Annotated in this window: 13 protein-coding genes and 1 pseudogene; 9 read left to right on the forward strand and 5 right to left on the reverse strand. The window is 63.8% G+C overall.

What is annotated here, in order from left to right; translation table 11 throughout:
* Window positions 1-348: 348 nt before the first annotated feature.
* Window positions 349-1,014, reverse strand: coding sequence for a GntR family transcriptional regulator (locus tag ACWIDZ_RS14955; protein ID WP_253107910.1), 666 nt, complete (start codon window positions 1,012-1,014; stop codon window positions 349-351).
* 196 nt (window positions 1,015-1,210) lie between these two features.
* Here ACWIDZ_RS14955 and ACWIDZ_RS14960 point away from each other — a divergent pair, with 196 nt between their 5' ends.
* The 4 genes from ACWIDZ_RS14960 to ACWIDZ_RS14975 all read left to right on the forward strand — a co-directional run bounded on the left by ACWIDZ_RS14960 (window position 1,211) and on the right by ACWIDZ_RS14975 (window position 4,376).
* On the forward strand, window positions 1,211-1,696 hold the full coding sequence (locus ACWIDZ_RS14960) for a helix-turn-helix domain-containing protein (protein ID WP_200165154.1): 486 nt from the start codon (window positions 1,211-1,213) through the stop codon (window positions 1,694-1,696).
* 90 nt (window positions 1,697-1,786) lie between these two features.
* Window positions 1,787-1,909 (forward strand): hypothetical protein, encoded by a 123-nt coding sequence (locus ACWIDZ_RS14965; RefSeq protein ID WP_262923268.1) that lies wholly within the window; start codon window positions 1,787-1,789, stop codon window positions 1,907-1,909.
* 68 nt (window positions 1,910-1,977) lie between these two features.
* Entirely contained in the window at window positions 1,978-2,619 is a 642-nt protein-coding gene (locus tag ACWIDZ_RS14970) for a lasso peptide biosynthesis B2 protein (protein WP_269298642.1), read from the forward strand.
* 2 nt (window positions 2,620-2,621) lie between these two features.
* Window positions 2,622-4,376: an asparagine synthase C-terminal domain-containing protein gene (locus tag ACWIDZ_RS14975; protein ID WP_269298639.1), complete on the forward strand. Its 1,755-nt coding sequence runs from the start codon at window positions 2,622-2,624 to the stop codon at window positions 4,374-4,376.
* On the opposite strand, the gene ACWIDZ_RS14980 is transcribed toward ACWIDZ_RS14975, so the two are convergent.
* The 4 genes from ACWIDZ_RS14980 to ACWIDZ_RS14995 form a co-directional block, all read right to left on the reverse strand.
* Window positions 4,312-6,801, reverse strand: a complete 2,490-nt coding sequence (locus ACWIDZ_RS14980; RefSeq protein ID WP_453989911.1) for a prolyl oligopeptidase family serine peptidase — start codon at window positions 6,799-6,801, stop codon at window positions 4,312-4,314. The two genes, ACWIDZ_RS14975 and ACWIDZ_RS14980, sit on opposite strands and share 65 nt — an antisense overlap.
* Before the next feature lie 6 nt (window positions 6,802-6,807).
* A complete protein-coding gene (locus ACWIDZ_RS14985) occupies window positions 6,808-9,627 on the reverse strand; it encodes a TonB-dependent receptor domain-containing protein (protein ID WP_453989909.1) in 2,820 nt (939 codons plus the stop codon).
* 193 nt (window positions 9,628-9,820) lie between these two features.
* On the reverse strand, window positions 9,821-10,786 hold the full coding sequence (locus ACWIDZ_RS14990; RefSeq protein ID WP_453989907.1) for a FecR family protein: 966 nt from the start codon (window positions 10,784-10,786) through the stop codon (window positions 9,821-9,823).
* Between the two features lie 13 nt (window positions 10,787-10,799).
* The gene (locus ACWIDZ_RS14995; protein WP_453989905.1) at window positions 10,800-11,459 is read right to left on the reverse strand and encodes an RNA polymerase sigma factor; all 660 of its coding nucleotides are present in this window, start codon (window positions 11,457-11,459) and stop codon (window positions 10,800-10,802) included.
* 283 nt (window positions 11,460-11,742) lie between these two features.
* On the opposite strand from ACWIDZ_RS14995, the gene ACWIDZ_RS15000 reads away from it, so the two are divergent.
* The 5 genes and pseudogenes from ACWIDZ_RS15000 to ACWIDZ_RS15020 all read left to right on the forward strand — a co-directional run.
* Complete coding sequence (locus ACWIDZ_RS15000; RefSeq protein WP_453989903.1) at window positions 11,743-12,660, forward strand: HEPN domain-containing protein; 918 nt, start codon at window positions 11,743-11,745, stop codon at window positions 12,658-12,660.
* 27 nt (window positions 12,661-12,687) lie between these two features.
* Window positions 12,688-12,885, forward strand: coding sequence for a helix-turn-helix domain-containing protein (locus ACWIDZ_RS15005; protein ID WP_453989901.1), 198 nt, complete (start codon window positions 12,688-12,690; stop codon window positions 12,883-12,885).
* A 581-nt stretch (window positions 12,886-13,466) separates the two neighbouring features.
* Window positions 13,467-17,705, forward strand: coding sequence for an RHS repeat domain-containing protein (locus tag ACWIDZ_RS15010; protein WP_453989899.1), 4,239 nt, complete (start codon window positions 13,467-13,469; stop codon window positions 17,703-17,705).
* A 740-nt stretch (window positions 17,706-18,445) separates the two neighbouring features.
* Complete coding sequence (locus tag ACWIDZ_RS15015) at window positions 18,446-19,171, forward strand: hypothetical protein (RefSeq protein WP_453989897.1); 726 nt, start codon at window positions 18,446-18,448, stop codon at window positions 19,169-19,171.
* 124 nt (window positions 19,172-19,295) lie between these two features.
* Window positions 19,296-21,945, forward strand: a pseudogene (locus tag ACWIDZ_RS15020) (hypothetical protein); the annotation flags it as partial.

Here is a 21,945-nt window from a genome sequence, read left to right on the forward strand (position 1 = left end):
CGCGCCAGAAGACGAGCGGGGACCGCGCCCCGAGGAAATCGCCACCCCCAGACCTCCCGTTCATCCACGGCCGGGGTCTCGATGAGCCGGATCGTCGGGAAGCGCCCGAGCTGTCGGTTCGCCTTCACCGGCAGGATACGACCGGCGTCATCAGGTCGACGCCGGAGCGCTTCCCAAGCCCACCCGGCGAGGTCGAGCGCGACCATCCGGTCATAACCCTCTCGATCGCCCCATTCCGGGCGATAGCCATCGCTCCCCGCTTCGCGCATGCCCCCTCCTTGCGGCCGCCGCTTGAAAGTCAGTTGGGATGATCCCCCGCCGGTCGGCCGCGCGCGGCGCCGCTCAAATTCAGCACGGCTCCCCTGTTGGCGAAGCCAAGGGAACCTCGTCTACGCCGTGGGCTGACGCAGCGCCGCGCCGGGCGATTTCCGCCGCGATATGGGGCGCCGCCCGTATACGGCGATGGTGATAGGTTCGCAGTGCTTCGCAGAACGCTTGGGGCGCGCCTTCATCCGCCAGGACTTTTATGCGATCCGCCTCGACATCGACGTCGATGAAGACGATCCGCTCGGCCTCCAGGACCTGCCGCAACTGCACACCGACACGCTGATAGGCGGCAAGAAGCACAGCATTTCCCGAGCGCCGCACGACATCCTCGAAGATCCTCTGGAGATCCGGCGCCGCCGTGGCGTCCGTTCGCGAGCGCCGCCGATATCCTGGAAGGTCAGCAGTGAGATCGAGCGCCGCCAGCAGGCACGTCAGACGAAATTCGTAGCGATCGCGCAGGGCGCCTGCGTCAAAGCGCGGCGCAACGAACCCGCCGCACGGCCCTCGCTCGACCAGACCCTCTCCGCAAAGGCAGGAAAGCGCCTCACGGATCGGCGTCGTTGACAGACCCAACCGGCGCGCTTCGTCCGCGATCACGATTGGCTGCGCAGGCGGATAAACGCCCTTCAGCATGTTGGTCCGGATCACCTCCAACGCCCTTAGGAAGGGATCCCGCTTCTTGGCCATGGCGCCCTCCAACCACAGAAGCGCCGCGATAACGCGCGGCGAAGCTTGTTCGCCAACACGTTGCAAGCTCGTCCGATGCGAACCCGCCGGACATCGTCGGCCTCACCGCCCGTTATCGACGGGTCGCCTTTTTTGGACCCGACGAAGAACGTCGTTACGGTGAGGGCCAGTGATCGTCAGCAAAAGGAAGGCAGCCATGGATTCCATGCGCAGGCAGCCCCAGCGCGACAACGACGTGCTGTCCCGAGCCCTCAAGCTGGTGCGTCGCCACCGCGGCATGACTGCCCGCGCCGTGGCAAAGGCGATGCACATGCCGCTTCGCACCTATGAGCGTTTCGAGGCGGGCGGGAGCCGGCTCAATATCGACTACATCCATCGCTTTGCGGCGGCCACGCGCAGCGATCCCCACGCCGTCATCATGGCGGTCGCCATCGGCTCGCCTGAGCTGGCCTGGCGCAGCGCCGACAACAAGCTGGTCACGGCCTTGACCATCGGCGGCAAGCGCCTCAACGGCCTTCTGGGCGATGGGATCGCGAAGCTGGACGGTCGCGCCGTCATTTTGGCCGTGTGCGCCATGTATGATGATCTGCTGGCGGAAAACGAGCGTCAGGAGATGGCGGCGCGTTGGCTCGAGAAGGGCGTCGCGGAACTTACGCTCGCACGTCCCCAACCCGGGCGATGAAATATACGACAAATATAGTTTTGAGTACCGACGTCTAGGGCGCTTACTCTCTGGGCTACGTCTGTAGCGATCAACCAGGGAGTGACAGAAATGACCAAGCTCAAACTGCGCCTCGTCAGCTTCGGCAGCGCCAAAGCTCTGACGCGCGATGGACTGGGCATCCAGTTCATGGAAGGCGCCGTCCGAAACGGTCTCTACCCGACTGGCGGCTGACGACCCTGCGGGCGATCACGAAAGCGGTCGCCCGCAGCGTCTCCGCTACTTTGGAGGCCGCAGAAGACATGCCCACATTATGGCTCCAGCGGAATGTCCACACTGCGCAGATCGCAACGGATATCGTGGTTCTCGACGTTGAGGCTGATCGGTACAGTTGCCTGCTCGGCGCAGCGTTGTACGTCCGCCTCGGCCAAAACGGTCGCCTAGAGGCGGCGAATGAGGATGTCGCAGGAGCGCTGGAGGCTGCGGGATTTGCGACAAGAAGCCCGCTTTCGACTTCACACATGCCTCCGACGCCGGCCAACCGGGAATTGTCGATGGTATCGAATACGTCCAGAATCGAGACTGTTCGCGCCAGCCTCGCCTTCCTCGCAGCGAAGTGGATATTCAAGGACAAGACCCTAGGCGAACTTATTCGATTTCATGACGCCGTCAGGCGGCGAAGCGATCCCATCGCCGAACCTCGGCTAAGCGAGTTTGTCAGCGCAGCCCGCCGGGCGCGCCCATGGACGCCGTTCGAGGGAGAGTGCCTTCAGAGGTCGTTCCAGCTCCGCTGCTATCTCGCGTCGCACGGCGTGGCGGTAGACTGGATCTTCGGCGTGCGCACTTGGCCGTTCTGCGCGCACTGCTGGCTCCAGTTCGACGACATCGTCGTCGGCGATCGGCTTGATCGTGTGGCGCGATATACGCCGATCCTGAAGGCCTGAGCATGGGCGACTACGTGCTCGTTTGTAGACCGCACGATGAGGGGGCGATGCTCGAACGCTCGGCCGTCCTCGCCGCAAAAGCTCGGCAACAGGGTTACGCTGTGCAAGACCTGAATCCGCACGCGTGGTTCGGGGCGCTCGGCCCAAACCCGCCCAAGAGGATGCAGGTCGGAGGGTGGACCTTGATCGGCGACGTCATCAACAGACGTTCGCCTCATATTCCTTCCTGCTCGGACAGTGATCAATGGAACTACGAACGCAAACTGGTCGCCCGTTTCTGGGGCCGGTTCGTGGGCGTGCTGTTCGGAAGCAAGGACCAACCTACTGCTTTTCTCAGGGACCCGTCCGGTGCGATGGAATGCGTGGTCTGGCAGGACAGGGGCCTGACCATCGCCTGCTCATCGGCCGAAGCTTGGCTTCTACCTCCTGTCGGCGTGTGGCGCATCGATCATGATCGCGTTTCTGACGCCCTTCATGATCTCATCGCCCCCACCGGCCCGTTGATGCTCGACGGGCCTATCGCGTTGCAACCTGGCTCCATTCAGCCTCTTCCACTGCCGCAACGCGCTGAGTTGATATGGCGTCCGCGCGACTTCGCACAGATAAGTCTGGGGGCTGCGCCACGAACCCAAGAGGCCATGGCGCGCCTCGAAGGGGCGATCGATGAAGCCGTTACGGGTCTCGCTGATCTGGGCGGTCCTTTAGCAGCCGAAGTCTCCGGCGGGCTCGATTCCGCTCTTGTGGCCGCCACGCTGACGCGCCGACGTCCCGGAGCGACCGCGCTCTGGATTAACACCTTCGGCCAGACCACGGAGTCCGATGAGCGCCGCTATGTCCGCGCGCTTGCTCGGACGTTGGATTTCGAGCCGCATTGCCAGCCTCACGTCGCCAAGCCCATGACGGCTGATTGGATCGACGCGATTTCAGGCGGCTTCCGTCCAGGGCTGAATGGCATGGACTATCCTCAGGACCTCGCCTGGGCGAAGCAGATCGAAGCCCATGGAGCGAGCGCCGTCATGAGCGGCAAGGGTGGAGACAGCATTCTCCTTCAGGCCGCGACGACCGACATCTTCATCGATCTGTGGCGTCAGAGGAGATGGCGAGCGTTCGCATCGGAGGATGTTCTGGAACTGGCCGCGGCTAATGAAGCGTCCATATGGACGCTATGGCGCGAAGCTCTTCGATATCGAGGCGGCCTCACTCAGCCGCTGCGGCGCGCACACCCAATCCTCACGCCTCGCGAAAACGACGCCGGGTTGCACCCGTGGCTCGAGGAACTGGAGGCCTTTGGGCCCTCCAAATGCTTCCAGATCGCCGGCGTGGCCGACAGCGTCTCGCACCACGGTCCCAGCGCGCTCACCCGCGCCGTGGACGTCCGGCATCCGCTTTGCGCACAGCCGGTCATAGAGACATGCTTAGCCCTGCCCGCCTGGGTTTTGACCGTGGGCGGACGGGATCGTGGACTGGCGCGGCGGGTCTTTGCGGATCGACTTCCCACTGAGATTCTAGAGCGTCGGTCAAAGGGCGAGATGACGCGAGTGTACGGCCAGATGATCGTGGAGAACCTTGCTTTCATCCGATCCTGGCTGATGGACGGCCGACTAGCCGCCCTCGGCCTGATCGACCGTGAGGCCGCGGACGGCGAACTGACGCCCGAGGTCTTGATCTGGCGGGGTCAGTACGCAACCTTGTTCACGATGGTGACGATCGAAGGTTGGGTTCGGTCCTGGGAAGGGAGACTGGGGCAGACGGCGTGACCGTCTCAGTCCCTCGCAGGACCCGCTCCAACCAGCCGAAGATCTGTCCGTAGTAGTCCCTGATATTCGCCGGGCTCCACAGTAGGTGCTGTTCTCCCCAATAGGTCACCATGCGCGCCTCGCCCCCTGTGCGTAGAATGGCGCTGAACATTCGCTCGGCCTGCGTCGCCGGCGTGAAGTCCATGTCAGCCGTGAGGAACAGGACGGGCGCCCTGATCCGATCGGCCCTGAGAAACGGGCTGGAAGCGGCGTAGTCATCGGGTTTGACCCAAGGCGGCGCGCCAAGCGCCGCTTGAGTCGTCTCTGTCCACCCCTGATTGAGACGGAAGAGTCCGCCGTCTTCGGGCATGATTCTGGCGCCGGGATCGAACTCCCCCCAGACGCCTTGCATGTCGCTGTAGGACGAGGAGGCGATGTAGCCGCGGAACCGTTCGGACCGGGTAGCGATCTCCAGCGTGGCGTAACCGCCGAAGCTATGCCCCCAAAGAACCAGTCTATCCCGAGGCAGCTGCGGCTCCGCTTTCAGAGCCGCGTCAATGGCGAGGTCTACCCCCTTCTCAAAGGCCTCGCCTCGCCCCGCCGCTGGCTGGTCTGCGGGAAGGAAGGGGCTCAGATAGGCGTACCCTGCCGCGACGAAGACAGCAGGCCGCGTACTGTAGGTCATGGTCCACGGGTCCGCCCAGACGAGATTGTCCGCCCACCCCGGGTAAACCTTGACGATCACGCCCTTGATGTCTGCGCCGTCCGGCAAGAACAACCAGCTGGTCACGGGACGCCCGTGGATATCGAGATGGGAGACGGCCTTCGGGGTCGGCAGGTCGATGCCGGCGAGGCCTGCATTAACGACGTCGAGCTGACGGCTTCCAAGGCCAGTTTGGACAATCAGGTTCTCGGCGAGACCGACGCGTCGCAAGACCACAGCCCTGTCTCGCGACAGCGCGAGCACGCGGTCTTCGCCGATCGGACCGAACGGGGCGGACAGCACCCTTCCATCGGCCGAGATGACGACGCCTTCGTCGTTCTCGTCCAAACCGACCGACCACGGCCTCCTGGGCGGCTCATTCATCTTTTGCCGACGCGGCCGATAAATATCGCCGGCTTGCACCGCCTCACGCACAACCGCGTCGCCGACCGCAAGCGGTCGCACGCCTTGCGCCGTCATTTCCCAATAGCCGCCGTCAGCGAAGACATAGGCGGCGGTTCCGGTCGAAGCGGAAATCCGGCCGGGCGGAACGCGGAGCTCGGCCGTCAGAATGGCTGGAGTCCCGTCCGATGAGAGCCGGTGCCAGTCTCGTCGTTCGCTGTCGGGCGTCCGCGCTTGAATCACGGGCGAGCTCCCAATCCATTCCGCCTTAACGCCCGCCGTCACCTCTGCGGAGGTTCCCACGACGAGATTCGCCAGGTTGAAGCGGGTGGTCTTCTGCGCGCTCAAGGACCAGAGCGCTCCGTCCCGCCATCGCTCTCCGTCCTGGCGCGCCCAAACCAGCACGGCGCGAGCGTCAGGCGACCAACGCATCAGATGCGGCGCCACATCCAAGCCGGCGAAACTCGTAACATTGCGCTGTGCGTCGAGGTCGATGATCGACAGCCTGAGCCTGCTTTCATTCTCCAGCTGGACGAGTTCCGGCTCCGACAAGGGCACGGCGTCCCCCTTCCATGTCACAGCGACAGACGTCCCGTCCGGCGCCACCGCGAAATCCGCAACCCTGCCCTGCATGAGGGTTTTCCGCTCACCGGTCAGGGCGTTGAGGCGAACAAGCACATTTTGCGGAGACGGCGTCTCGGGAGACAGGACGCCATGGCGCGCCTCGATCACGGTGCGTGCGGGCTCCCGGCCCCGGGCCGTCGCCGCCCAGGCGCTCGAACGCCTGGCGGTCATATCCCGATCATAACGGAGACTGGCGGGAAGCCGCCCGTCCGCCGAGGCGAGCAGGATAACCGTGTCATGAGCCGCCCATTCGGCGAAGGCCCCGTTTGCGGGCATATCAGGGGTCAGGCCGGTCCATTGCACGGCCCGGTCCCGCAACGTCACGATTCCGTACTCGAACCGGTCCCCTTGCAGACGTGTGATCAGCAAGCGCTCGCCGTCCGGCGACCACGCCACCCGCTGCAGGCCCAGGCCCTCATTAGGAACCAGTCTCGTGGGCGGCGCATCGGAACGAAGATCGACCAGCCAAAGGTCCATGATGGTCCAGACCGACCGACCGCCGAATTCGACGCTCGGCAGACTGTCGTAGGCTCCCCGTTTTTCATAGACCAACCAACGGCCGTCGGGCGAAAGGTCCGCGCGCTCAATCGACTCGAGACCGAGAATGTCGTCCACCGTCAGCGAAGGGGACCGGTCCGTCGTCTGGGCGAAACTGGCCGAGGCCAGGCAGGCGAGCGCCGCCAAGGCTCCGACGAGCGAGTTCAGGAAGGTTCTCATGGCGCGTCACCAGCGCCGGATCAGTTGCAGCGAAACGACGCGGCCGAGGGGATTGGCCTGCCCGGCGTCGAACCCGTACCCCGAGGGAGAGTCATAGAAGGGGGGATCCTGATCGAAGAGGTTCTGAGCCGTCAGTTGGAGCCTCAGACCGCCAAGCCGGCGTCCGGTCGGGGACCAGGCGATCGAGGCGTCTGCGGTGTTCCAAGCGTCGATCCGCGAGCCGACCGCGTCACGATAGGCGTCCACAAAGTTCCATGCGCCCCCGACCTGCCATTCCCCTCGCGACCACGTCAGGCCCGTCCTGGCGCGCAGATCCGCCGGGTAGCCCAAGCGGCCGGCCAAACGCTGGACGGGCGCGGCGGGCGTTGACCGGCTCGCGTAGTCCAGGATCCAGGACACCGAGGCGTCGAAGGCCAAATCACCGTGAGCGAAGCGCCACGCATGCCGCCCGGCGATATCCACGCCCGACACGCGGACGTCACCCGTATTGACCCAACGCGTATCGACGATCGCACCGTAGGCGGTCGTCGGAAATGCCGGTGAGAATCCAGGCGATGCAGCGTAGCTTTCGACCAGCGCCAGGTCAGCTGGCACAGAGGTCGGGTTCACGAAGACGACAAACGGTCGAAGCGAGGGATCGATCAGAGCGCCATCGAAATTGGCGTTCACAGGCTGGGCGATCCGATTCTCAAAGCGCGTCTCGAACACGTTGACGCTCAGGTTCGATCCGGTGGCGAAGCGATAATCGAACCCCGCCGTGAGGGTCTGCGACGTCTCCGGCTTCAGATCGCGATTACCGCCGATGAGCAGCAGAACCAGCGCCTCAGAGCCGTCTTCCCGGTCAAGGAAGGCGGGCGACACCGCCGCTTCCTCAAAAATCTGCTGCAGAGCGCCCGCCCGAAAAGACGTCCCCCATGAAGCCCGGAGGGTCAGGCGTTCGAGCGGAGACCAGACGACGCCCAGCTTCGGATTCGTCGTGGTTCCGAAATCATCGTAGTCCTCGACCCTCGCCGCCACGGACACGTCAAGGCTTTGGAGGCCAGGTCGTGCGTTGTCCGGACCGACAAGCGGCAATCGCGCCTCGGCGAAAAGCGCTGAGACGGATCGCTCTCGCGTGGGGCTCGGAAAAAGGCGCGGCGTCACTCCGACGAGGAAGGTCTCGCCGCGATTGTCGAACACCTCCTGCCTGACCTGGGCGCCGACCGCTACGGACATTTGACCGCCAGGCAGGTTGAACCAATCACCCTGGATCAGGACGTTGGCCGAGCGGGCCTCGCTTTCGTTGTTCACCCGGCCGTAGCCGCCGCTGATGAAGTCGAGCACCGCACGGTTGTTGGCCGCTCCGGCGCCGAAAGGATTGAAATAGCCGTCGACAGCCGGATTGAATCGGGTTTCGGGATTGTCAGGGACATTGCCGAGCGCTTCGGCCAGGAAGGTGTTGTTCACCCGATTGGTGAAACCGTATTCGGCGGTCTCCGTCGCCTCCGCCAGATAGGTCTCCAGAGCCCAGTTGTCGGAAAGCTCGTAACGAAGGCCCACCGTCAGCCCAAGACTTTCCGACTGGGCGTAGCTCCGCGCCGGACCGAGATCTCGCGCGAACGAATAGCCGATCATGTGGGAGGTCGCGCCGACAGGCGACACGAACCAAGGATTGGTCGTCGAGACCGAAAACACCGATGTCGTCGCCGAAGAGGCGATCTCATTGTCCCGGCGACTGTAGCGGAGGTCCGCCGTGAGTTCGAGGCGGTCGCCAAACGCATGACGCACCCGCCCGTAAACGCTATGGCGCTCCACCGCAGGAAGCAGGTCCACGTCCAGCATGGGGGATTGAAGGTTCGGCTGTCCGGGCGCGAAATCGGCGGCGACCTGCGCGGTTCCGCTGGCGTTGGGTCGAATGCCGAAGCGGGTCACATAGGCTGAGACCGCCGGGTCGAACTCCACGATATTGCCCGGACTGCTGTAGAAGGTGCGACGATCCGATCCTCCGAACGGCCGCAGGTCGCCGTCCGCCGTATACGGGCGGTCCAGAGCGCTGAGGCCGTTGGCCGTCTGATACTCATAGGAGAGATAGGCTGAGCCTGACGCCCAGCTCTTGCCGAAAAGGTGGGACGCCTGCACGTCCTCGCCGCCGCTCCGTGCGGAAGCGATGCGAAGCCGGCTTTCCTGTCCGTCGAACGAGCGACGCATCAGAACATTGACGACCCCGGCCACCGCGTCCGCCCCATACAGAGCCGACGCCCCATCGAGAAGGATATCGACCCGTTCCACCGCCGCGGACGGCAGCGCTGAAATGTCCGTGAATTCCGCGCGGGCGCCTGTGCCGGCCAAGCGTCGGCCATTGACGAGAACGAGCGTCGACGCCGCGCCCAGGCCGCGCAGATTGACGCCCGTCGAGAACACATTGTTCGATGTGCTGACGTCGGACATCGTCGCCTGCGAGAGCGGCGTCGACGTGCCGTAGTTCTGCGGGAGAGCCGCAAGGGTTTCGGCCACTGTCCCATATCCTCGCCGATCGAGTTCGTCGCGGGTCAGGATCGTGATCGGCGAAGCGGGATCGCCCGAAGACCGCAGCAGGGTGCCCGTCACCACCACCTCGTCCAGGACGGTGACTTCGTCGTTTGTCGCTGGAGCCGTCCTCTGCACCACGAAGACGCCGGGCCGCCTCTGGGACCAGATCAGGCCGCTGTCGAGCAGCAGGCGGCTCAGAGCCGCCTCGGGCTCCATCCGTCCGCTGACGCCGGGCGAGCGGCGGCCCGCGACGACGTCCGAGGCAAAGAATATCTGCTGGCCGGACTGGGCGCCGAAGGCCGTCAGGGCGTCGCGCATCGGTCCTGCGGCTATGTCGAAATCGCGTGCGGACTGGGCGCAGGCGGGCGTCCCGGCAGAGAAGAGGCAGGCGACCGCGGCGGCGCCGGATAGCAGACTCGAACGGCTCATAGACAGGTTTCCTCCAACGCCCCCTCTGGCGTCGAAGAAAGAGACCAACGAGACCCCGGCCTACCCCGGAGCCGAAACCCAATTAATTTCCGCGGCGGACCAATCCGACGGATCCGTCCGCCTTGGGAACGGACTTCAGGCCCAAGCCGTCCGAGGCGGCGGAAACGAAGGCGTCGCGGTCTCCGACCAGAAACACGCCGTTGATCGACACCGTCCGGATGCTGGGATCGTCAAGCTCGATCTTGTCGGTCAGATAGCGGTTCATCTCGGAAACGGCCTGCTCCAACGGAATGTCGGAGAAGATCAGCCGTCCAGAGGTCCAACTGGTCTCGGCGGCGACATCCACCGCCCGGGTCGAGATCGCGCTGCGCGAGACCATGGTCTGCTGGCCCGCCGCCATGCGGCGCTCGCCTGTCGCCATTTCCGGCGCCGCGACGTCGATCACTCCCGAGACGAGCGTCACGCTGACTGTCTCCCCTGCCCTGCGGACGTCGAACACCGTGCCCACTGCGGTGACGCGCGCATCGCCCGCATAGACGACGAAGGGCCGCTCGAGCGCCGGCGCCACATCAAAAAGCGCTTGGCCATGATCAAGATCGATCCGCCGCTCCCCATTCGTGAACCGCACCCGGATGCGGGAATCGGTGTCCAGATTGACCTTGGAGCCGTCGGCGAGCCGGATCACGCGCTGCTCGCCGACATCGGTCGCAAACGCGCCCCGTCCGCTCCACAGCCACGCTCCTGCGATGATGAGCAAGGCGGTCGCGCCCGCCAGCCCCCCGATCAGGACGGACCGTCTGCCCAAGCCGCTGCGGCGGGCGCGATCACGCGCGCCGTCGAGCGCCTCCGCGATCGCCGGATCAGAGCCCAGGCCCTGGCTTTCGCGCCAGACGCGATCGACGCGGCGATAGGCGTCGGCGTTGCCGGGTTTCGACCGCCATTCGAAGAACTCTTCGATGGCGCCGGAGTCGATGGAGGTCGCGCCGAAGCGGGCATGCCACGCGACCGCTTCCTCTTCCGCCTTCTCAACCCTGTTCGGGTTGGCCATGTCGCGCCTCATTCTAGCGCCGGAGTTGGGCGGCGCAGTGGGCCAGGGCCCGCGTCATGCGCCATTCGACGGTCTTGGGAGAAATGCCCAGCCTGTCTGCGATCTGGGCGTTCGTAAGACCATCGATACGCGACAATAAAAAGACATCCCGAAGAGATTCTGGCAAGCCGAGCACGATCTGAATGAGCATGACCCGGTCGGTCTGGTCGGCGTCGATGCAGTCGCGCACCGCCACCACGGCCTCCGCCCGCATCGCCAGTTCGCGCCGCCGACGCCGCGTCGACGCCAGGTTGGTCGCTATCCGCAGCAGGAAGGCTTTCGGGTGACGGATATCCGAAAGCGAGACCGCCGAAGCCAGGCGCAGCCAGGTTTCCTGAGCCAGGTCCTCAATGTCCTGATCGCCGAAGCGGCGCTTGAGCGATCGAGCCAGCCACCGCTCGTTCTCGCGATAGAGAATGGACAATTCGGCGCCGCCTTCGCCTTCCATCCGCCTGCTTTGGTCCGACACGGGCCCGCCTCCTTTCGCAAAGAGGCGGGCCCGGCCGATGCCGGGTGTTGAGAACGTGATTGAGGCACGCGCGAGCGCCTTTAGCCCCATTGGAGCCTGGACATACGCGCCCGCCACGCCGAGCACCGGAGAGTGTAGGTCGAACAGTTCAATCGAGGTTCTCACGCCTCGGCGTCCATACGAACGCAACAGGATTCTGGTCCAAATCCCAGATCCTGACAAGGGGCGGTTTCCGACAACGCCCTCATGTCGTAGGTTGCAACGTCCGTCCGGATCGCCGTCGTCGTGTCCAAGCGCTCTGCGCCAAGGGCGGCGGCCATGCCAACAGTCATGATTTCTCACTTTTCGGGCGGACGCCTAAACCTTCCATGGCTAAGGTTCAGTCGCCCCCGACGGCGCCCACACCCCGAATGTGGTCATGCAAACCAGCCGTGCTAGAGTCGAAGTCATGAAGGACGCCCTCGATCATCTGCCTGAGCGTCAGCAGCGCGAGCTGGCCCGAATCCGGTCGATCCTGCTGGAAGAGTTCGACCGTGCGATCCATGCCGGCGGCGGCCCGACCCAATCGTGGCGTCGCGACGGCAAGATCCTGAAGATCATCCTGTTCGGTTCGTATTCGCGCGACGATTGGGTCGATGCGCCCGAGACCGGTTATCTGTCCGATTTCGACATCCTGGTCATCGTCAGCCACGAGAAGCTGACCGAGATCGCCAACTACTGGTACGTCGCCGAGGACAAGATCGAGCGCGACCCGGCCATCGGCCGGATCGTCAACGTCATCGTTCACACCATGGCCGAGGTGAACTCGGGCCTGACCCAGGGCCAGTATTTCTGGACGGGCGTCATCAAGGACGGCGTGGAACTCTACGCCCTGCCCGGCCATCCCTTCGCCATGCCAAAACCGCTGACGCCGCAGGAGGCGGCGGACATGGCGGAAAAGTACCAATCAGAATGGCTCGGAAAAATCTCTGAAGCCTTAGCTGGGGCCGAGTTCTACGCCGCACGTCAGAACGTAAAGGACGCGGCTTTCCTCCTTCACCAGGCGGTCGAGCGCGCCTATGCGTGCTTCCTCCTCGTCCACGCCTTCTATTTCCCGCGCTCTCACAACATCAAGTTCCTCCGCTCCCAGGCCGAAACCCTGGACAAGGCGCTGATCGCCGCCTGGCCGCGTGAGCATCGCGCCGACCGCCGCCGGTTCGAGATGCTGAAGCGCGCCTATGTCGAGGCCCGCTACTCCGACCAGTACGACCTCAGCGTCGAAGACCTAGCCTGGCTAACGGACGGCGCTCGTCGCCTGCGCGATCTCGTCGAAGCGACCTGCCGCAATCGGCTCGCCACGCTGCGACGCGAGGCCGGACGAGACTGAAGGCGCAGCGCTGCGACTCAGGAGGATTTGGTTCTCCATCTCGGGCAAGCCGTTCGCGGCCTGCGGGTTGAAGCCGGCCTCACTCAGGAAGAGTTGGCCTTCCGATCCGGAATGAAGCGGAGCTATCTCAGCGATCTGGAACGCGGCGCCCGCAATCCGACAGTGCGCGCGCAGAGCCGTTTGGCCAAGGCATTGAACGTACCGCCAACCCGTCTTCTAGAATAACCACTCCGCGCGCTGGATTGGCCGCAAGAGCAACTCAAGCGTCCCGTTTGGGTCGTCGCGCGGCGCCCCGGAGAGAGAGCACAACTCCGACATCAATCTCCTTCGCTATTAAAAGACTTGATGCTTCGCGAAGAGCATAAGTCGCACCCGCCAACCTAACATTCCCGTGAATATCGCGCCCCAAGCTTGACCATTCCCTTCCCTCCAGAGAAACCGTGATTTCTGAGATGGGAGGGCGAAATGATCGGTCGGACAGCATTTCTGGGGGTTGCCGTGCTGGCAGCCACTGCGGCAAGCGCTTCTGCGCAGCAGACGCAGACCTACGCTTACGACGTGCATGGTCGCCTGACTGGCGTCACCCGTACGACGGGCTCTGCGAGCCAGACGACGACCTATGTTCTCGATAAGGCCGATAACCGTGCGAGCAGAGCGACGGGAGCTTCGACGACCGCCTTCACGAACCCGGCTCAAGTCCAATCGGTCGATCTCCGAGAGACGTCGGCAGAGTTAGAGGCAGAAGCTCCCGCTCACCCCGAGACTGGAACCCCTTCGACCTCCCCCGACGCTTTGGGAGGCGTACAATGAAGACCACGCTCAAACTCGCCTTGCTGGCGAGCAGCGCTCTTTTCGCATCTTCCGCGTGGGCCCAGCAACAGCCGACACCGCCCGAACACTATACGCTCGACGCCAACGGCGTGGATCTGGTGACGGGTCAGTTCGCCTATCAGGTTAATGACATTGTGATCGGCGATCCGGCCCAGGGCGGGATCGCCCACGGCCGTATCTGGACCAACGGCGGCTGGCGCGACACCCTGGCAGGGACGATTCGCATCGCGGGATCGGTCTATACGGCGTCCCTGGGCGGCGTCTCTGAGGTCTTTACGAAATCCGGCTCAACCTTCATCCCAGCCTCGAATCGGGGAGCGACACTGACTGAGTCGGGCGGCATATTGACCCTAACGACCTCAGACGGAACGAAGGTTGAGTACACGACCGGGTATAGTAATTACACATCACCTTACGCCGCAACCAATGGCATGATCAGAAGCGTTAAACGCCCTAGTGGGGAGCTTCTGACCTATCACTGGAGAGGCGCGACCTATTGCACCTTTCGGGATCGCATCGTTGGTCCCGACGAAAGTCTTCCGCCCTGCCTGAGATGGGCAAGCGTGGTGCGTCTGGAAGCGGTCAGCAATAACTTCGGCTATCAGATCAATTTTCAATATGCCGCCGACGACGTCCCGGAGACGGCGAGAGAAGTCCATTCGACCTGGCTGAGGCGTATCGGCGCAACAGGCATTAATTTAGCAGTTTCCGGCTGCTCTCCTAACGGCGGCGGTTGCCCAGAGACCGGCAACTGGCCGAGCGTGAGCTATGACTCGGGCGCATATGGCGGTCGGATCACGACCAGCACGGATCAAGTCGGCAGAACGACCAGTTACGGCTACGACAGCACCGATGGGCAGCTGATATCTGTCCGCCTTCCAGGCTCTGCTGTCGATGACCTGACGATCGCCCACGCAGCTGGCAAGACATCTTCCGTCACGACGGCGAGCGGCACATGGAACTACGCCTACGCGGATGCCGGGACGACGCGGACGACGACAGCCACCGGCCCGCTGGGGCAGATGCTGACGGTCGTTTCGGACCAGACGGTCGGCCGGGCGACATCGGTGACCGAAAGAGTTTCTACGACGCCGGCCGTCAACCGCACCACGTCCTACACCTACGACCCCCAGCGCCGCCTGAAACGGGTGACGCAGCCGGAAGGCGACTACGGCGAACTGACGTACGACGCGCGCGGCAACGTCACCCAGGTGCTGCACGTCCCGAAGCCAGGAACGGGGCTGGCCAACGTCACCACCTCGGCGGTCTATCCGGCGACCTGCGCCAATCCGGTGACCTGCAACCAGCCGACCTCGACGACGGACGCGCTCGGAAACACCACCAACTACACCTACGACGCCACGCACGGCGGCGTGCTGACCATCACCGCGCCGGCGCCCACCGCAGGGGCGGCGCGGCCGCAGACCCGCATTACCTATGCGCCGCAGACGGCCTGGCACAAGGACTCCTCAGGCGTGCTGGCGGCTGCGACGTCGGCCGTGACCTTGCCGGTGTCGGTCTCGGCATGCACGACCGGCACGACCTGCGCCGGAACTGCCAATGAGGTGAAAACGTCGATCGTCTACGGAGCCTCGGGCGTGGCCAACAACCTGCTGCCCACCTCGGTGACGACGGGGGCCGGGAACGGTTCGCTGAGCGCCACGACCACGATGACCTATACGCCGAACGGCGATGTGGCCACGATCAACGGCCCCTTGGCCGGGACGGCCGACACCACGATCTATCGCTACGACAATGCGCGCCGATTGATCGGCGTCATCGGCCCCGATCCGGACGGAACCGGTCCGCTGCTGCGACGGGCCGAGCGCTACACCTACAATCCACGCGGCCAGGTCACACTCGCCGAAGTCGGTACAGTGACGGGGACGAGCGACGCCCTCTGGGCTGCCTTCGCCCCGCTTCAGAAGACGACCACGACCTACGACAACTATGGCCGACCGACGCATCAACGCCTGCAGTCCGGCTCGACCACCCATGCGCTAGTGCAGACGAGCTATGACGCCGCAGGCCGGGCCGACTGCGTGACGACGCGCATGAACCCGGCGATCTTCGCCAGCCCGCCTGCGGCCTGTTCGGCCGGGACCGTTGGAAGCTTCGGCCCGGACCGGATCACGAAGTACGGCTACGACGCCGCTTCGCAGTTGACCTCGACCATCTCGGGGGTGGGCGTGGATCCGATCACCGAGCGTGCGACCTACAGCCTGAACGGCAAGCCGATCAGCCTGACCGACGGCAAGGGCAATGTCACGACGCTGATCTATGACGGCTTCGACCGGCTGGCGAGGATGAACTATCCCAACGCCGCAGGCGGCGGAACGTCAGACATCTACGACTATGAGCTGTATTCCTATGACGCCGCCGACCAGTTGCTGACCTATCGCAATCGCGGCGGCAACACCTTCACCTCGGGTTACGACGCCCTGGGGCGCCAGACGTCGGTGACCGGCGGCAGCATGGCGGCGCGCGCTTACGCCTATGACAACCTGGGCCGTCTGACATCGGCCTCGATCACCGCCGGCGGATCGATGACCCGGACTTGGGATGCGCTCGGCCGTCTGACCAGCGAGACCCAGAACCCGCTCGCCAAGACCGTCAGCTATCAATACGATCTGGCCGGACGCCGCACCCGCCTGACCTGGCCGGACGGCTTCTTCGTCAACTACGACTACAACACCGTCGGCGACCTGACCGCCATCCGCGAGAACGGCGCGACCGACTGGACCCTCGCGGCGTCGAACTACGACAATCTCGGCCGGCGCACCGCCATGACCCGCGCCAATGGGGCGAGCACCACCTGGACCTATAACGCGGCTGGACACCTCAGCCAGTTGAAGCACGACCTGCCGGGCACGGCCGATGATCAGACCCTGACCTACACCTATAATCCCGCCGGGCAGATTGTGACGCGGGTGATGTCGAACACGGCCTACGCCTATGCGCCCGCTGCAGGTACGGTCAGCTACGCCAACAACGGCCGCAACCAGGTGACCAACGTTGGCGGCTCGGCGGTCGCTTACGACGCCCGCCAGAACATCACCTCGGCCCCGTCCATGGGGACCTATGCTTACGACAACCTGAACCAGATGACCTCGGCCACGGTCGGCGGCACGGCGACGAGCTTCGCCTACGATCCCGCAGGCCGGATGAGCCAGATGGGAACGACCCGCCTGTTGCACGACGGGGCGCGGCCGATAGCCGAATACAACGCGGCGGGCGCCATCCTGCGCCGCTATGTGCCCGGCCTCGCCATGGACGAGACGGTTACGGCCTATGAAGGCGCTGGCCTGACCGACCGGCGCTGGCTGCTGGCGGACGAGCGGTTTTCGGTGACGGCCTACACCAACGGAACCGGCGGGATTCTGAGCCGCAACACCTATGACGAGTACGGCCAGCCAGGCTCGGGCAATGCGGGCCTGTTCCAGTACACCGGCCAGATATGGCTGCCTCAGGCTCAAACGTACAACTACAAGGCTCGCGTCTATGCGCCCCAGCTCGGGCGCTTCATGCAGACCGATCCCATCGGCTATGGCGACGGCCCCAACCTCTACGCCTATGTGGGCGCAGATCCACTAAACTTGGCGGATCCGTGGGGGCTGTGTGAAATCGTAAGCATGGATGGCTTTGATAAGATTGACCCATCTTCCCAATCTGAATGCACGGTGACCGCGAAACGATCGGTAACCATCGGCGGGCCTAGCATTAGTTTTGGCGACGCCGGCCGCACTGGAAGCGGCGCCACCGGTGGAGGCGGAATGGCCAAATGGCTAAAGGAAACAGTTCGAAAAGAGGTTTGCCGCCTACCAGAGTTTGATCTGGGATATGGGGCTGATGCATATCGTGGATTCGGTTTCTCAGTATCTGGTGGTGGTACCATTGATATTGCGAACGGTAGAGTTGGCCTATCTGGTTTAGTAGGTGTTGGTTTAGGCTTGGGCTTGACTAGAGGCCCCCAATTCCAATCCGGCACTAATTGGAATATGGCTCCCCCCAGCGGACGAGCTGTTTCAGCAAACGTAGGCGTATCTGCAACGGTTGTCGCTCTCGCTGGCTTCACTGGAAGCTATAATTTTATAGGCACCGATCCGGGATTTAGTGGTGGATCGATCAATCGAGCTGGCGCGGTTGCAAATGCAAATTTGAATGCAAACGTCGCCATGCGAACGCCAAAGCTTTACGATCTTGGATGCGAATGATGAAAATCAGTAAAAACATATTCGCAACAGCCGTTGCTTCAATGATTATTTGGGCAGGATTTATAAGTTACATTGTTAGCGATGGGTGGATCGCGAGAATAGTTACTTTTCTATTCCTAACAATCCCATCCACTTGGCTCTCAATAAAGCAGTATAAAAAATCCCATTTAAGCAAAGGAAATTCAGCTAAAAATGACTCGCCTCATCGCTTTTAGCGAAAACTAGGAAGCGACCACCAGCAGATCTAGCTTAGCGGTAGAGATGGTCCTCATCTTCCACTCTGCCTGGATTCGCCTCGCCGCCCAGAATATCCACGGATCTGCACGTTGTCGTGACTGCGCGTGCCGCGGATTATCGGCCTGTGGCTGACGCGGATCGAGTTGCTTGCGCATACGCAACCACAAGATCTGGCGATGCAGTCCCCGCCGTCCCTGAACCAAAACGAGCGGACCGTGCGCCGCACGGGTTCGGACCCGCTAGGCGAGGACGAGATGGATCTTCCCGACCGCCGCTCGTTATCCACAAATATCAGTAACATCACTTTTGAAAACTGAGGTTCTGTCGCCTACACCTGATGCAAGCGTAACAGTGTTGGGGGCGTCGGTATGGACTTCGATTACAGTCAGCTCGTGCGGAGGCGGCTGCCGATGTTGATGGCCGGCATCCTAGCCGTTGCTTCATCGAGCGCCGCCGCACAATCCGCTGCGACCTACGAGTATGATGCACTCGGCCGCCTCGTCATGGTGGCTCGTTCCCCCGGGCTTACAACGACCTACGTCTACGACGCCGCCGGCAACCGCACGCAGCGAACCACGGCGACGGCGGGTGTGACGCCTCAGCCCTTCCATCTCGGCGGACCCACGAGCGCCGCCTCTGGCGCCTGGGCGGCCTCGAACACGATTACGGTCAGCGGCATCAGCGCCGCCGTGCCGGTGACGATCTCGAATGGTCAGTACCGCATCAACGGCGGCGCCTGGACCAGCGCCTCGGGCACAGTCACGGCGGGCCAGACGGTTCAAGTCCGCGCCCAAGCCCCAGCGACCGGGGGCGGCAGCGTCACGGCGACGCTCACTATCGGCGGGGTCGCCGGAACATTCCAGGTCAAGGCGCTCGTGGACACCACGCCGAACGCCTATGACCTAGGGCCTGCTCAAACCGTCGCGCCCCATACGTGGGCGCAATCCCTGAGCCCGGCCATTTCAGGCATCAACGCGCCGACGCCGATTTCCATCTCCGGCGGCGAGTACCGCATTAACGGCGGCGCCTGGCAGACCTCCGCAGGCACAGTGACGAACGGCCAGACGGTTCAAATCCAGGTTCGGGCCATTGCGGCCGGCTATTCCACCTCCGGCACGCTCACCGTCGGCGGCGTCGCGCGAACCTTCCAGGTGACCTCGACGGGGACCATCACGCCTCCTCCGGGCTGCACCCCGCCGCCGGGGAAGGATCACTGCATCCAAGTGTGACCCGGTTCGAGGCGGGGCCCGGAAAAGGCCCTGCCTCGACATCGGCTTCCCACCAAACCAGGCAAGCGCCGCGCTGTAGCGCGCCTTCAGCCTCCCCGCTGAACAAATCAAAAAAGGGCGCATCATGAAACGCCTCGGCTATCTTATCGGAACATCGGCTCTAGCGATCACGCTGGGCGGGGGCTTTGAAGCTCAAGCTCAGAACGCCATGCTGACGCCGCCGCCGACGGACTACAGCGTCGATGGGCGCGGCGTAGACCTGCTGACAGGACGTCCCGTCCGCAACACCAGCCTGATTTCGATCGGACAGCCTGGCGCAGGCGGGCTGTCCTATGACCGTACATATGTGAGCGGCTTTTGGCGCGACAACGTCACCGGTACGATGACGGCGACAGGCACGAACCGTTCCATCCTGTCGATCAGTATCGGAGGCGTCACGGACGTCTTCACCAAATCCGGGACAACCTACACGCCGGCCCGCAATGTCGGCCAGACGCTCACCCTATCCGGATCGTCCTACACCTATCGAACCAGCGACGGCGTAGAGTACCGCTTTGATAAGAATCTGGCTGATCAAAGGCTGGGCGTCCGTGTTCACCTCGCCGATGAAGCACGCTTAGCAAATATCCGCCGACCGAATGGCGAGACTATCTCCTTCTACTATGAAATAGCCGAGGAATGGGGCGAGGTTCAGGGCACCCCGGAAGACCAGAAATTCTGGGTTATCCGCCTGCGCGAGGTCAGCAATAACTTCGGATACGCGCTGCGCTTCGACTATCAGCTCGCCTCAAATCCCAACTACCTCACCTATTCGCAGTGGCAGAACCTTAAAAGCGTCACCGCCTACAACAAGGCTCAATGCGGCGCTGGTCCGACCTCTTGCGCGGAGACCTGGCCGAGCGTGACCTTTGACGGCGGCAAGATCACGGACCAGAGCGGCCGCGTCACTTTCTACGGCTCGAACGGGACCAACCAGCTTGTCCTGCGTCTGCCCCAAAACCCCACGGTGGATGCAGTCAAATACACGATCGACAGTACGCGCGTCACCTCGGTGACGCAGGGCGGGTCTGTCTGGAACTACGCCTACAGCGAGGCGGGCGGCGTCCGAACGGTAACGATCACCGATCCGAACGCCGGCGTGACGACCGCCCTGGTCAATACGACGACGGGTCTGCTGACGTCCCTCAAGGACCCGCTTAATCGCACGACAAGCTACGCCTACGACTCCAATCGCCGGGTCACCAAGGTGACCTATCCGGCCCTGAACGCCACCAGCTACACCTATGATGCGCGCGGCAACGTCACCCTGACCACAGCCACCCCGCCGCCCTCGGTAACGGCGACGCCGCTGACGACGTCTGCGACGTACCCGGCCAGTTGCGCCAACACCGTCACCTGCAACCTGCCGACCTCGACGACCGATGAGCGGGGGAACACCACCAACTACGCCTACGACCCGACCCACGGCGGGATAACCAGCATCACCCTCCCGGCGCCGACCAGCGGCGCGGCGCGGCCGCAGACCCGCATCGCCTATGCCCCGCAGACGGCGCGATACCAGAACGCCTCGGGCGCCCTGGTCGCAGCGTCATCATCCGTGACCCTGCCGGTTTCGATCTCGGAATGCACGACCGGCACGAGTTGCGCGGGCGCGGCCAATGAAGTGAAGACGTCGATCGTCTATGGCGCGGCCAACGTCGCCAACAACCTGTTGCCCACCACGGTGACGACGGGTGCGGGCGACGGCTCGTTGAGCGCCACGACGACGATGACCTATACGCCCAACGGCGACGTAGCCTCCGTCAACGGCCCGCTGGCTGGAACGGCGGACACCACCCTCTATCGCTACGACAACGCGCGCCAGCTGGTGGGGGTCGTCGGCCCCGACCCCGATGGGACCGGTCCGCTGCTGCGCCGATCGCAGCGCTACGCCTATAACGCCAACGGTCAGGTCACGCTTGCCGAGGCGGGCACCGTGACCGGGACGAGCGACGCTCTGTGGGCCGCCTTCGCCAGCCTCCAGAAGTCCGCAACGACCTACGACACCTATGGACGGCCGACGCATCAGCGGCAGCAGTCCGGCTCGACGACACACGCGCTGGTCCAGACAAGCTACGACGCGCTTGGGCGGGTCGACTGCGAAACGGTTCGCATGAACCCGGCGACCTTCGCCAGCCCGCCCGCCTCGGCCTGTTCGGCCGGGACGGCGGGAAGCTTTGGCCCGGACCGGATCACCAAGTATGGGTACGACGCCGCCTCGCAGCTGATTTCCACAACGGCCGCAGTGGGCGCCGGCGATGTCGTCGAACGTGCGACCTACAACGCCAACGGCAAGCCGGTTACTCTGACGGACGGCAAAGGCAACGTCACGACCCTGATCTATGACGGCTACGACCGGCTGGCGAGGATGAACTATCCCAACGCCACGGGCGGCGGCTCCAACATCAATGACTATGAGCTGTACTCCTACGACGCCGCCGGCCAGTTGCTGACCTACCGCAATCGCGGCGGCAACACCTTCACCTCGAGCTACGACGCCCTGGGGCGCCAGACGTCGGTGACCGGCGGCAGCATGGCGGCGCGCGCCTACGCCTATGACAACCTGGGCCGTCTGACCTCTGCGTCCATCACCGCCGGCGGCTCGATGACCCGGACTTGGGACGCGCTCAGCCGGCTAATCAGCGAGACCCAGAACCCGCTCGCCAAGACCGTCAGCTATCAATATGACCTGGCCGGACGCCGCACTCGCCTGACCTGGCCGGATGGCTTCTTCG

It is taken from the genome of Brevundimonas sp. NPDC055311 (assembly GCF_053645695.1).